Annotated in this window: 13 protein-coding genes; all 13 read left to right on the top strand. The window is 45.1% G+C overall.

The window, feature by feature from the left end; genetic code table 11:
* The first annotated feature begins 52 nt into the window (after positions 1-52).
* The 13 genes from HXT59_RS00170 to HXT59_RS00110 all read left to right on the top strand — a co-directional run bounded on the left by HXT59_RS00170 (position 53) and on the right by HXT59_RS00110 (position 13986).
* Positions 53-466, top strand: a complete 414-nt coding sequence (locus HXT59_RS00170) for a DUF4418 family protein (protein WP_064621548.1) — start codon at positions 53-55, stop codon at positions 464-466.
* 38 nt (positions 467-504) lie between these two features.
* Positions 505-1716, top strand: a complete 1212-nt coding sequence (locus HXT59_RS00165) for an FtsX-like permease family protein (protein WP_116431898.1) — start codon at positions 505-507, stop codon at positions 1714-1716.
* Between the two features lie 2 nt (positions 1717-1718).
* A complete protein-coding gene (locus HXT59_RS00160; RefSeq protein WP_421783879.1) occupies positions 1719-2507 on the top strand; it encodes an ABC transporter ATP-binding protein in 789 nt (262 codons plus the stop codon).
* A gap of 490 nt (positions 2508-2997) precedes the next feature.
* Complete coding sequence (gene rpsD, locus HXT59_RS00155) at positions 2998-3624, top strand: 30S ribosomal protein S4 (RefSeq protein WP_004105277.1); 627 nt, start codon at positions 2998-3000, stop codon at positions 3622-3624.
* A gap of 353 nt (positions 3625-3977) precedes the next feature.
* Entirely contained in the window at positions 3978-4652 is a 675-nt protein-coding gene (locus HXT59_RS00150; protein WP_004110332.1) for a histidine phosphatase family protein, read from the top strand.
* 148 nt (positions 4653-4800) lie between these two features.
* Complete coding sequence (locus tag HXT59_RS00145) at positions 4801-5247, top strand: DUF948 domain-containing protein (protein WP_004110334.1); 447 nt, start codon at positions 4801-4803, stop codon at positions 5245-5247.
* Positions 5247-5492, top strand: a complete 246-nt coding sequence (locus HXT59_RS00140; RefSeq protein WP_033888587.1) for a hypothetical protein — start codon at positions 5247-5249, stop codon at positions 5490-5492. The genes HXT59_RS00145 and HXT59_RS00140 overlap by 1 nt, the downstream gene beginning before the upstream one ends.
* A gap of 216 nt (positions 5493-5708) precedes the next feature.
* Positions 5709-8393, top strand: coding sequence for an alanine--tRNA ligase (gene alaS, locus HXT59_RS00135; RefSeq protein ID WP_421783876.1), 2685 nt, complete (start codon positions 5709-5711; stop codon positions 8391-8393).
* A 54-nt stretch (positions 8394-8447) separates the two neighbouring features.
* Entirely contained in the window at positions 8448-8906 is a 459-nt protein-coding gene (gene ruvX, locus HXT59_RS00130; RefSeq protein ID WP_004110340.1) for a Holliday junction resolvase RuvX, read from the top strand.
* Positions 8907-8951: 45 nt separating this feature from the next.
* Entirely contained in the window at positions 8952-10142 is a 1191-nt protein-coding gene (gene mltG, locus HXT59_RS00125; RefSeq protein WP_004110342.1) for an endolytic transglycosylase MltG, read from the top strand.
* A 511-nt stretch (positions 10143-10653) separates the two neighbouring features.
* Entirely contained in the window at positions 10654-11070 is a 417-nt protein-coding gene (locus tag HXT59_RS00120; RefSeq protein WP_080551028.1) for a peptidase A24, read from the top strand.
* Positions 11071-11119: 49 nt separating this feature from the next.
* Positions 11120-12307, top strand: coding sequence for a chorismate synthase (gene aroC, locus HXT59_RS00115; RefSeq protein WP_415685074.1), 1188 nt, complete (start codon positions 11120-11122; stop codon positions 12305-12307).
* The gene (locus HXT59_RS00110) at positions 12304-13986 is read left to right on the top strand and encodes a bifunctional shikimate kinase/3-dehydroquinate synthase (RefSeq protein WP_004110702.1); all 1683 of its coding nucleotides are present in this window, start codon (positions 12304-12306) and stop codon (positions 13984-13986) included. Before aroC ends, HXT59_RS00110 begins: the two co-directional genes overlap by 4 nt.
* Positions 13987-13998 lie beyond the last annotated feature (12 nt).

Here is a 13998-nt window from a genome sequence, read left to right as displayed (position 1 = left end):
ACGAAAATGTGACACTAAAAAATAAAAACATACATTTAATGAGGTATAAATTATGAAAAACAAATTATTCGCATCAATTCCTGCAATTATTTTCGGCTTGCTTATTGCCATTGCACCATTGACGTTTGCAAAGCCATGCTCAACCGGAGGCATGCACAAAATGCATATGATGATGCAACCTATGGCATGCTACTACACAGGTCGTGCAGCTGTTGGAATCGGCTTAGTTATTGCAGTACTTGGAATTATTGCGTTATTTGTTAAAGAAAATGTTCGCATTGGTTTAAATATTGCTGTAGTTGTGAACGCTTTACTTATGATTGCTGTTACAACATTCCTTATTGGCGTGTGCAAGAGCCCAATGATGCATTGTGCATCAGTTATGCGCCCAACGCTGATTGTTCTGTCTGTGCTCGCATTGGTGTTCGCGGCTGCTTCCGTGTATTTGGATAATAAAGAAGATTAATAGTTCAAATAGTTCGAAAAGCTTAATAAAGCAAAATTATGCGCACTATTACGCTAAAGCGATTGCCGCTGGAAAATCTTAGACGCAAGCCATTGCGCACTGCTGCACTTATTGTTGTATCTGCGTGCTTGTCTGCAATATTTTTCGGCGGCTCGCTGATTTCTATGAATCTTGAACGCGGTTTGAACAGTATGCGAGAACGCATGGGAGCTGATATTATGGTTATCCCTCAAGGTACGCACACTAAAGCAGAAGCGTTGCTTACAAACAGTGGTTCAAGCACTTTTTATTTCACTAACGATATTGAGAATTTAGTAAGACGCTCTCCGGGTGTGCAAAAGGCGAGTGTACAAACGTATATTTCTTCGCTTTCTGCAGGATGTTGCGCTGAAAAATTGCAAATTATTGGTTTTGATCCCGATTCTGATTTTGTTATAGGTCCTTGGATTTATTCTCAACATAAGCAGAAGTTACAAAAAGGCGAGATGATTGCTGGCGCAAATGTAATCGTGTCTTATATGAATACTGTTCGTCTTTTTGGACACCAATGGCCTGTAGCTGCGCAGCTTGCAAAAACCGGCACAAGCATTGATAATTCAGTGTTTGTGCGACGCGAAAGTGTGCCGCAAGTAGTTGAGTATTCAACGAAAGTAGGGCATACCGCTATTCCAAAGGAATATGCTAAAAAAGCAGTTTCTGCAGTTCTCGTAAAAGTACAAAAAGGTTACAGCGCGCAAGAAGTTGCAAAAAATATTCGCAAAACAACTGGTCTTTCAAGCATTGGCATAGTTTTTCCGGGCGGAATTACAGCAACTACGCAAGCTAATCTTGGTGTTTTTACTCGCACGTTGACTTTTATAATTGCTGCGTGCTGGCTAGTTGGATTGCTAGTTTTAGTTGCAGTGTTTTCAACATCTGTAAACGAGCGCAAAAAAGAGTTTGCTTCTCTTCGCATACTTGGCACAACAAGAAATATGCTTTTAGGTGTTGTAGTTAGAGAATCTACGATACTTGGCTTAGTTGGCGGAGTATTGGGTGTTGCGTCTGCAAGTCTTATATTGTTCCCTTACAGTTCTCTTATTTCTGAACAATTGCAGCTTCCGTATTTGGAAGTGACTGCTCTACCAGTAGCAGTGCTTATGTTAGCGTCTGTGCTACTTGCGCTTGTTGCAGTTGTTGTAGCTTCAGCGCTTACTACATTGCGTATTGCTATGCGTGAAACGTATTTGACACTTAGGTCAGGTGAGTAAGTATGGAAGATAAGAGTCAAAAACTGCCAAGTAATGAGTTTGATATTTTACCTGTTGTTGAGCTTACTCGTGTAACTCGCGAATTTATGCGCAGAAAACACAAATTTTTTGCAGTAAATAACGTGAGTTTTGCGCTAAATAGCGGCGATTTTGTGGCAATCGTTGGAAAGTCAGGTAACGGAAAATCTACTTTACTAAATTTGATTGCTGGGTTATTGAAGCCAACGCATGGAAGTGTAAAAGTTTGCGGCGAAGAGATTTCTGAACGCACTTTTAGTGATGCAAAAATGTCTCGTTTGCGCGCATGTGATATAGGTTTTGTGACGCAATCGCAGACGCTTTTACAAAATCTTACTGTGCATGACAACATACTTTTACCTGTGCAAATTGCAGCTAGTGCTTGTGAAGTAAGTAAGTCTGGAATAAGTAAGGCTGAAGTAAGTAAGTCTGAAGTAAGTAAGTCTGAAGTAAGCGAAGATTTAAACGAGACTCGCGCGTTAGAACTTTGCAAGCAATTGCATATTGAAGATTTACTGTGGTGCTACCCAAATGAGCTTTCGGGTGGTGAAATGCGTCGCGTAATGATTGTGCGCGCGCTAATAAACAATCCAAAGCTTCTTATTCTTGACGAGCCTACTGGCGATTTGGATGTAGAGCATACTCGCATAGTTGTGAAAATGTTGCGCGAGGCTGCAAAAAATGGTGTGGCAGTGCTCATGGTAACTCACGATGTTGAGGCTGCTCGCTGTGCGGATCGCACATACACAATGGATTGCGGATCTCTTCGCTAATTTGTTCTTACGGGTGTGAGTTTTGTTGCGTATCGCTCCAAACGTGCGCGCACGCTCGCTATAAGCGCTCGCTTACGAAACTCGCGTTGGAAGTCCACTGGACTTCCAACGCGAGTTTCCGCTCCGAGTTGCTTTCGCGCGCGCTGTGCTGCGCTCAAGCATGTCGTCGCGCCCGCATTTGGAGGGTTTGGTCTGGCGTATCGCTCCAAATGCGCGCAATTAAATCGCAAGCAAATTATTCTTAGTGGTGTGTAGAATCAGAAACGATGCCTATTTTGTGTAAGCATCATCTGGAGCCTTAGCCCATCAGTGGGTCGGCGCGCGGTAGTTATGGCGTTATTTCAACGTTTTAATACTTGCGCGTTCGTGTGTTAGCACGAAGAAGCACTGGAGAGGCCGGCTCAGCGTGAATAATTTTAAGCGATTTTGCGATCGATTAAAAACTTGGTTCACGTTCCGTTCAGATAACGACAGAATTAAAGGATTAGCTATGACTAATATTCAGCGTTCTCGCCGTCAGGTGCGTCTTTCTCGCGCCCTCGGCATCGCTTTAACCCCAAAGGCTCAGCGTATCTTCGAGAAGCGTCCATATGCTCCAGGTGAGCACGGTCGCACTCGTCGTCGCACCGAGTCCGATTACGCAGTACGTCTTCGCGAGAAGCAGCGTCTTCGCGCTCAGTACGGCATCTCCGAGAAGCAGCTTCGTGCTGCTTACGAGAAGGGTACGCACACTGCAGGCCAGACCGGTGACGCAATGCTCACCGATTTGGAAACTCGTCTTGATGCTTTGGTTTTGCGTGCAGGCTTTGCTCGCACCACCGCCCAGGCTCGTCAGTTTGTTGTACATCGTCATATTTTGGTTGATGGCAATCTTGTCGATCGCCCATCTTACCGTGTGAAGCCAGGTCAGACCATTCAGGTTCGTGCCAAGAGCCAGACCATGGTTCCATTCCAGATGGCTGCAGAAGGCGTTCATCGCGACGTTTTGCCAGCAGTTCCTGGTTACCTCGATGTGAATCTTGCCTCTTTGAAGGCTACTTTGACTCGTAAGCCGGAAGTCGATCAGATTCCAGTTGAAGTCAACATTCAGTACGTCGTCGAATACTACGCTCGTTAATTCGCCGATTTAATTCTTAAGGACATACCGCTTGACCCCTGTTGCGCATTCGCGTGGCAGGGGTCAATGCGTTTGGCGCGACGACCTGCTTGAGCGCAGCACAGCGCGCGCGAAAGCAACTCGGAGCGGAAACTCGCTCGCGTTGGAAGTCCAGTGGACTTCCAACGCGAGTTTCGTAAGCGAGCGCTTATAGTGCGAGCTTTGGTCTGGCGTGGCGCTCCAAACGTGCGCGACTTTTCTCGCGTTTGGAGGGTTTGGGGTTGCTTGGCGCTCCAAATGCGGGTAATTTTTCCGGCGTTTGTTGTCGCGCAACTTTCTGACGCTTATGTACCGCGTAGTGCAATAATGGAGTTATGTTGCTGCATCTTTATTTAGTGCGTCACGGACAGACGCTATTTAATCGCTATAATCGACTGCAAGGCTGGTCAAATTCTCCGCTTACTGAAAAAGGTTTGAAAGATGCGGATACTGCCGCAAAAAAACTGCAAAATATTACTTTTGCTGCAGCTTATTGTTCGGATACTACGCGTGCGCAAATCACAGCACAACGTATTCTCGATGCAAATGAAGCTGCCGGTAACGCGCGCCCAAAGCTTGTAAGCGATATGCATTTTCGTGAGCAATGCTACGGCTATTTTGAAGGTCAAGATATGCAAATGGCTTGGTGGGCTGCAGGAGCGCCTCACGAAGCGCACACTTATAACGAAATCGTTGAAAAATTTGGGCTTGCAGCCACTCGTGACATGCTTAAAGAAGCGGATCCTTTCCACGATGCCGAGTCAGATATCGAATATTGGACTCGCGTAGAAGAAGGTTTTGTGTTAATCGCTTCAAATTCTTTGCTTAACGATGGAGATAATGTTTTGCAAATTTCGCATGGCAACACTTTGCTAAGTCTTATGCACCGTTTTGCGCCTGCAGGCTACGATTTAAGCGAACGCCCTCAAAACGGAAGCGTAACCAGACTTGATTTTGATACTACCAAACCTATTGATAATGCCATTACTATTCGAGGCTATAACGAGTAGATTCTACTGTTTAACTTTGTTATATGCGTCGTTACCGTTCGTTAGTCTTAAGTCATTGCGAATGGTTTTAACTGTAGTCTGATTTGCTGTTGTATTAGCTTTCAGCGCGGTGAAGTCTTAAGCAAAAATGGTACAGAAAGAGGTTACGATGAGCGTTGGAGACATAGCTGCTCTTATTGCCGCGATTGCGTTTACTGTGCTTTCGGGTTTTTTGATTTATCCGCTAATTAGATTGGGCAAGTTGTTCGATCAGATTGCGAAAACTGTCAAAGAGTCGGGTGAGCATGCGATGCCTGCAATTGACGAGTCTGTGACGACGATTAAGCAAGTTAATAAGACTCTTGACGATGTAAACGCTGTTTCAGGAGCTACGCGCACAACTGTTACGAATATTGGTGCTCTTACTGATTTGTATGGTGCTTTCCTTGGAAAACCGCTCGTAAAAATTGCAGCTGCCGGTTACGCTCTAAAAGATACTGTTTCTTCTTTCTTCAATAAGCCGACTGTGCCAACAGACAAGAATAGTGCCAATAGTAACGCTTCAAAAGAATCCTCTGATAAGAATGCAACTAAGAATGCAAGCAGGGGGGAGTAATGTTCAAGCGTTTATTTTGGATGTTTGTTGGCATTGTAATTGGTGTTCTTACAGTTACGAAGGCTCGTGCATATGTTAAAGCAAAAATGCCGTCTTCTGCTAGTCGTTTTATATTTGATAAGGAACCGAAAAATATCACATTGCGCACAGTAATGGGATTGTTTAAAGATTTCAATACTAGCCGTAAAGAGCATGAAGCTGAGCTTAATTCTCGTTATACTAATCGTAAGAATAGGGAATTTTAAATAAAAAACGAGTTTTTCATAATTTCGTTACTTTGCTAAGTTTAGTTAAGTTAAGTTAAGTTAAGTATTGAAGTACTATATTGAATGTTTGCATGATTGCGTCGTGCGTCATGCGGCACGATTTCGTGTGAGCGTTGCATGTGGCTTTTGTTTGTGACGGTTATTTGTGACGGTTTGCGTGGGTCTTGCTAAAAATTACACAAGGAGTTCGTACGTATGCGCACAGCAGAAATTGCAAAGCGTTATCTTGACTATTTTGCTAAGAATGGTCATATGGTTGTTCCTTCGGCTTCTCTTATTTCGCCGAACCCAACAACATTGTTTACTATTGCCGGCATGGTGCCGTTTATTCCTTACTTGCTTGGTGAGCAGACGCCTCCTTCGCGTCGTATGGCTTCGAATCAGAAGTGCGTTCGCACTCTAGATATTGACGAAGTTGGTAAGACTACTCGTCACGGCACCTTCTTCCAGATGGTTGGTAACTTCTCGTTCGGCGATTATTTCAAAGAGGAAGCTATTCACTACGCTTGGGAGCTTTTAACTAGTCCTCAAGATAAGGGCGGCTACGGTTTTGACCCAGAAAAGCTTTGGGTAACCACTTACACGGACGACGACGAGGCTCGCGCAATTTGGAAGAACGAGGGCTTTGATCCAGAACACATGCAAGTTTTCGGCATGGAAGATAACTTCTGGACTACCGGCGGCCCTGGTCCTGGCGGCCCATGCTCTGAAATCTACGTGGATCGCGGTCCTAAGTATGGTCGCGACGGAGGTCCGGCTGCTGACGAATCTCGCTTTATTGAGATTTGGGATTTGGTTTTCGAAAATTACCAGGTAGATAACGTCAAATCTAAGACTGATTTGCATATTGCTGGCGAACTCGATCAAAAGAATATTGATACAGGCGCTGGTTTGGAGCGTTTGGCTTACCTTATGCAAGGCAAGGAAAACATTTACGAAACCGATGAAGTTTACCCAGTTATTGAAGCGGCAGAAAAGCTTAGTGGTGTAAAGTATGGCAGCAACGCTGATGCGGATGTTCGTTTCCGCGTTGTAGCAGATCACGTGCGTTCCGCTTTGATGATTATGAGCGATGGCGTGCGTCCAAGCAATGTTGGCCGCGGATACGTGCTTCGCCGTCTTCTTCGCAGAACTGTTCGCGCAATGCGTATGCTTGGCGTGCAAGACCCAGTTTTGCCAACGCTTTTCCCAGTTTCTAAGGGTGCTATGGAGCCAAGCTACCCAGAGCTTAATAACACTTTCCACGAGGTTAGCGAAGCTGCATACGGTGAGGAAGATGCGTTCCGCAGGACTCTAGAAAAGGGTACTACTATTCTTGACTTGGCTGTTGAAAAAGCCAAGAAAGAACACAAGGATGATCCTATTGTTGGCGGCGCAGACGCGTTTACTTTGCACGATACTTACGGCTTCCCAATTGAGTTGACTCTAGAGATGGCTGCTGAGCAGGGTGTTAAGGTCGACGAAGCTAAGTTCCGAGAGCTTATGAGTGAGCAGAAAGGTCGCGCTCGCGCTGATGCTTTGAAGAAGCGTCACAATGTGGACGTTAGCGTTTACGACGATATTAAGAAGGCTCTCGAAAAGCCAATTGACTTCCTTGGCTACACTGACTTCTCCAGCCGTTCTAACGTTTTGGCAATTGTTGAAGCAGGTAAAGGCTCTGTTAAAAGCGTTACTGCTCCTGCAAACGTTGAGATTATTCTCGACCGCACGCCATTCTACGCTGAGCGCGGCGGCCAGATTGCTGACCAGGGCGAGATTATTTCCGATGACGGCGCGATTTTGGAAGTTGACGATGTTCAGCGACCAATCAAGGATTTGATTGTTCACAGCTGCCGACTTACCGAAGGAACTCTTAGCGTTGGTGCTCCTGTAAACACCAATATTGACCAGGTTCGTAGAGCTGCTTTGGCTCGAAGCCACACTGCTACGCATACCCTTCACAAGGCTTTGCGCGAAGAGCTTGGTCCACAGGCAACTCAGCGCGGTTCCGTGGTTGATCCAGACCGCTTGCGCTTCGACTTCCAGTGGCCAAAGGCTGTTGATAAGGATGCGCTTTCTCGCGTTGAAGCTCGCGTAAACGAGCGTATTCGCGACGATTTGCAGGTTGTTCCTAAGGAAATGCCAATCGACGACGCTTTTAAGCTTGGAGCAATGCACTTGTTCGGCGAAAAGTACGGCGATGTTGTGCGCGTTGTTGAAATCGGCGACGGTTGGAGCCGCGAGCTTTGCGGTGGCACTCACGCTAAGAGCACCGGAAAGATTGGTATGGTTACAATCCTTTCCGAGTCTTCTATTGGCTCTGGTGTTCGCCGTATTGACGCTCTTTGTGGTGAAGCTGCGTACGAGTATGGCGCTCGTGAACACACTTTGGTTGCGCAATTAGCAGACATGGTTAATGCTCGCCCAGACGAGTTGGTTGAACGTTTGGAATCTTTGCTTAACAAGATGAAGGATTCTGATCGTAAGCTTGCTTCTGTTTACGAAGCTCAATTAAATGAAGCTGTACCAACATTAGTTGATGAAGCAAAGAATAGTAACGAAAAAGTTAAGTTGGCTCTTAAGAATGTTGGCAACTTTGGCTCATTCGATGCTTTGCGCAAGACAGTCCTAGATATTCGTGCTCGTTTAGGTGAAGATGCTCCAGTGGTTGTTGCACTTGCTGGTGTTAATGAAGACGATCGACCAATGATTGCAGTAGCTACAAACGAAGCTGCTCGCGGTCTTGGTGCTAAGGCTGGCGACTTGGTTCGTACTGCTTCCAAGGTGCTTGGTGGCGGCGGTGGTGGCAAGCCAGACTTCGCTCAGGGCGGTGGTACAGATGCTTCTAAGCTTGATGAAGCTCTCGAAGCTGCGAAATCAGAAGTAGCTAAGCTCGCCTAGTGCGTGTTTTACAGCTTAAAAATTTACGAATCTATACCAAAAGCAACACGAAATATGGTGTGGTTAGGTATTGATTTAGGTGACGCAAGGGTCGGACTTGCACTTTCCGACCCTGGTCTCACCTTTGCGCATCCTATTGGTAATGTGCAAGTGTTTGGAGATTCCTTCCATGCTATAGATGAAGTGCTTGAAGTTATTGAAGATAACAATGTAGAAAAAGTTGTTATAGGCTTGCCTTTGCAACTCGATGGCACTGAAGGAAAATCTGCTAAAAAAGCTCTGCGCTGGGGGAAGAATCTAATAAAACGCATGCAAATATTGCATGACGAAAAAGATTGGGCGTTGGATTATATGCCAGAAGTAGTTTGGAAAGATGAGCGTTTGACAACAGTAAGTGCTCATCGTCAGCTTTTGCAAGCGGATCTTTCTACTAAAAAGCATCGTCCAATGGTAGATCAGCAGTCGGCAGTGTTGATTTTGCAGTCTGCGCTTGACGCAAATAATGCAGAGTAGTTTTGAAAATCGAGTAAAAGCAGAAATAGCGAAGAGGAGAATAGCGTGTCTGACAATTTTGATGAATTTTTTGACAAACATGCAAAGTGGACTGAGCATGATGGCGAGCCGTCGTCAGAATCATCTAATTCTTCTAAATACAAGTCTTCGACTGTTAGCTCCAGAAAACGTGCTAAAGCTCGTCTTGAAGCAAAAAAACGCAGGCGTAGAGCAAAAGTCGTTTTATCTATTCTGCTCGTATTCGTATTAGCTGTTGTTGGATATTTTGGATACAGTGCGGTTCGCGCGTGGAAATTATCTCAAAATAGCGAGTCTGTTGCAGATTGGCCAGGCCCAGGCTTTGGAACGGTTGAGTTTACTATTGACACCGGCGAGGGTGCTATTAGCGTTGCCAACAAATTAGTTAAGGCAAATGTTGTTAAATCTCAATCAGCTTTTACTTCAGCTGTTTCTGCAAATAATAAAATTTTGTATCCTGGCGTTTACTCACTGAAAAAACATATGGCTGCTATTGATGTAGTTGATATTCTTTCAGATCAAACAAAAGCAGGCGGATTCCTTGAAGTTCGTGCAGGGGATCACGCAGCAGACGTTTTGCAAAAAGCTTCAACATTATCTGGAATAAGTTTAGATAAATTCAAGGCTGCGTTAGCTGATGGCACCGCAGGAATTCTGCCTGCTGAAGCAAACGGTAGCGTTGAAGGCTGGCTAGAGCCTGGAGTTTATAACGTAAAAGCTATGAAAAGTGCGGATGCTATTCTTTCCGCAATGGTAAAAAAGCGTATTGAAAAACTTGATTCTCTTGGAATTCCTAAAGGTAAAGATAGAGAAAAAGCCTTAATTATGGCATCTATTGCCGAAGCTGAAGTGAATAATCGCGAATATTATGGCAAAGTTATTCGCGTAATACTGAACCGTTTGGCAAAAGATATGCCTCTTGGAATGGACTCTACAATTGGCTACGGAGCGGGAGTAAAACCTATAAAGCTTACGCAATCAATGCTAGATAATCCAAATAATCCTTACAATACTCGCATTCACAAGGGTTTGACTCCTACGCCTATTGGTATTGCTGGAGACAACGCTCTTCTTGCCACTATTAAGCCTCAAGACGGTCCGTGGCTTTACTTCGTCACCACGAATTTGAAAACTGGCGAAACGAAGTTTGCGGATAATAAAGACGACTTTTTGAAGTTCCGCGACGAGTACAAGCGCAACAATCCTGAAGGCAACTAAACTAAAGCTTGTTTTTGTTTTCCTTGATGTGGCGCGAGTTTTGGGGGATTTCTCTCCTCGCACGTCCCGTCCTTCGTGCGCTCTGGCTGCTAAAAGAGTTTAGTGTGTTCGCCTTTCTTTAAAGAATGTAGCTTCTCAGTCCTCTTTTAGTGCTCGTAGAGAAATCCCCCAAAACTCTGCGTGTTTAATCGTTAATAACCTCGTTTTATCGCAGAGATTTTTCGATTTTTCTTCTTCGCTTGGCGAATCAGCAGCCTGCGGCTCTGACGTTCGCCGCGCTCAGTGCGAAAAATCTCAAATCTCTACCACACTAATATCCACACGACTGAATGATGCAAAATTAAACTATTAAAATATAGCTTTTAACCACATATATGTTTTGAGGTTGTAACAGTTTCGCAAGTTTTCGTAATCTGCTTTAATGAAGCAATTAATTATTACGATACTATCGGTGCTGCCAACGCTCACATGTTTAATTTCAGTTTGCGCAACAGACATAAAAAGTCGCGTAGTGCCAAGACTTTGGGTTGTTATTGCAGGAATTTTTCAATCTTTTGCGAATCTCATATATTCGGTTATTTTGTTTAGAAATATTAGCGTGCTTATTTTCGGCTGGATTTCTTGCGTAATTATTTTTGTAATTTACTGGAGTATGCGAAAAATTTCCGCAAAAAATGCTATTGGCTTCGGAGATGTTACGAGCGCGTCGATGATTGCGCAAGCCTTGGTATTATTCGGCTTTTACTGCTTAATTTACTGGTTCGCTTTAGTTGGAGCAGTTGGCTTACTTTGGCTTTTGCTATGGAAAATTTACTGCAAAATCTGCTCGCCAATCAACGCATCAATACCATTCGTACCAGTAGAAGCAATATCTGCGATACTCGCAGCATTGCTGTCAATAACAACCTGCTCAATACTTGGTAGTTAGTAGAGTAAAGTATTTAGACGCGTAAATTGCTTGAGAAAGGAGAAATGGCATGCTTAGATGGCAAACGGCAGGGGAGTCGCACGGTGAAGCATTAGTAGCCATGATTGAAGGTTTGCCGGCAGACGTGCACATTACTAGCAATGATGTAGTTTCGGCACTTGCTCGCCGTCGCCTTGGTTATGGTCGTGGCGCGCGTATGAAGTTTGAGCAAGACAAAGTGCGTCTTTTAACTGGAGTTCGCCACGGCGTAACGCTTGGTTCTCCGATTGCTGTAGAAATCGCGAATACAGAGTGGCCAAAGTGGACCGAAGTAATGAGTGCAGATCCTTTGGATCACGAGGTTGAGCAAGTTGGCAGAAATGCTCCTTTGAGCCGCCCTCGTCCAGGGCATGCGGATTTAACTGGTATGCGCAAGTACGGTTTTAATGATGCTCGCGAAGTTTTAGAGCGTTCGAGCGCTAGGGAAACAGCTTCGCGCGTTGCTTTGGGTGCTATTGCTGATGCGTTTTTACAGCAAGCTTTAGGCGTGCGCACAGTTGCGCATGTTATCGGCATCGGCGGCGAATACACTAACAAAAGTTTAGCTTTACCAACACCAGATGATGTTGCTGCTTTGGATGCTTCTCCAGTTCGCACTCTTGACAAAGATGCGCAAGCGCGAATGATGGCTCGCATCGACGAAGCAAAAGCAAATGCAGATACGCTCGGTGGAGTAGTGGAAGTGCTTGCTTACGGCATGCCTGCAGGAGTTGGCACATACGTTGAGTCGGATCGTCGCTTGGATGCGGCTCTCGCGAGCGCGCTTATGGGAATTCAGGCTATTAAAGGCGTGGAAATTGGTGACGGTTTTGCAGAAGCAGATCGCCCCGGATCGGCCGCGCACGACGAAATGGTAACAGACGAAAATGGGAAAATTAAGCGTCTTACTAATCGAGCTGGAGGAATTGAAGGCGGAATGTCGAACGGCGAAATTATTCGCGTGCGCGCTGCAATGAAGCCAATTCCGTCTATTCCACGCGCTTTGCGCACAGTGGATGTGCTTACTGGCGAAGCTGCTCAAGCTATTAATCAGCGCTCCGATTTCACTGCTGTGCCAGCTGCTTCTGTAGTTGCAGAAGCGATGGTAAGGCTTACTTTAGCTAAGTATGCTTTGGAAAAATTCGGCGGAGATTCTTTGCAAGAAACGCGCCGAAATGTGGAGTCTTACGTAGCTTCCTGGCCGGAGAATATGAAATGAGCAACACTAAACTTCCGCTAGCTGTTATTATTGGCATGCCTGCTGCTGGAAAAACGCGTGTTGGCCGCGAAGTTGCGCATCTTATGAATCTGCCTTTTTATGATACAGATGACATGATCGAGTGCGATATTGATATGTCAATACCGCAATATTTCGAGGAATATGGCCAGGATGCTTTTCGTAAAATAGAAGCTCGCATAGTGCGAGAGGCAATTTTGGGAGATACACCTATAGAAGATTCTACAAAGGGAATAGTTTCGCTTGGTGGAGGTGCGCCTATGCGTGAAGAAACTCAAAAAGTTTTGCGTGAGTATATGCGCTGTGGCGGTCGCGTTGTGTATTTGCAAGTCAATGCTAAAGAGGCTATTGAGCGCGCAAGCTGGAATAATAATCGTCCTATGTTTTCTGGAGAAGATGCGCAAAAGCGTTGGATGGAATTATTTGAGCAGAGAGACCCTGTTTTTAGAGCGGTATCGAATATCCACATGCAAACAAAAGGTTCGACTCCGTATATGGCTGCAGAAAAATTAAGGAGCATGATTATGCAACGTATTGTGCACGTAACAGGTGAAGGAATTGAACCATACGATGTGCGAATTGGTGACGGTGCAATGCAACTTCTGCCGCAAATGCTTGGAACTAAGCCAGTTAAAGTGGCGTTAGTTCACACGCAACCTGTTCAGCGTCATAGCGACAAAGCTCGAACTATTTTGCGCCAATCTGGTTACGAAGTTTTCGACATGTTAATTCCGGATGCAGAAGCTGGAAAAACTATTAAAGTTGCAAGTGGATTGTGGGCTAACCTGGCAGAAGCTGGTTTTACTCGTTCGGATGCAATTGTTGGTTTAGGCGGAGGAGCAGCAACGGATGTCGCTGGATTTGTTGCTGCAACTTGGATGCGTGGAATTCGCTATGTAAACTGCCCTACTTCGCTTCTTGCGATGGTTGACGCGTCTACGGGCGGTAAAACTGGTATTAATACGGATGCTGGAAAGAATCTAGTCGGCAGCTTTTACACTCCAGCTGGCGTTTTAGCAGATACTTCTACGCTTGCAACTCTTCCAAACGATATTCTTATTGAAGGCTTGGGCGAGGTTGCAAAATCTGGTTTTATTCGCGACGGCGAAATTTTGAAGATTCTTAGCGATGCCAATAACGCAAGGCTTTTGCGTGAATTTAATGGGGATGATTTAGAAAATAATAACGAACTTCATGAACTGCTCGTGGAGCTTATTGAACGCACAGTTAAAGTAAAGGCGTATCACGTATCGAGCGATTTAAAAGAGCAGGGTTTGCGCGAGTTTTTGAACTACGGGCATACGCTTGGTCACGCTATTGAGCAGATTGAGCACTTCCGTTGGCGTCATGGAAACGCTGTAGCTGTTGGCATGGTTTTTGCGGCGGAGCTTGCGCAAATTTTAGGATATTTGGATGCGGGAGACGTTGCGTATCATCGTTCGCTTTTGGATTCGCTTGGATTGCCAACTTCGTGGCAGTGTGCCAAAGATGCGGATGCTGCTTTTGAGTGTGTGCTTAACCTTATGCATCGCGACAAGAAAGCGCGCGGCAACATGCTACGTTTCGTAATTTTGGATGGTATTTCTAATCCTATGCATTTAGACAATCCGCCTATTGAAGCTGTTCGTGAAGCTTTTGAGCGCGTTTATAAGCAAAAATAATTAATCTTGCGA

It is taken from the genome of Gardnerella sp. KA01001, assembly GCF_049244025.1.
In the GTDB taxonomy this organism is placed as follows: Bacteria; Actinomycetota; Actinomycetes; order Actinomycetales; family Bifidobacteriaceae; genus Bifidobacterium; species Bifidobacterium swidsinskii.
The sequence above is the reverse complement of the archived record's forward strand: the minus strand, read 5'-3'. Positions and strand labels throughout refer to the sequence as shown.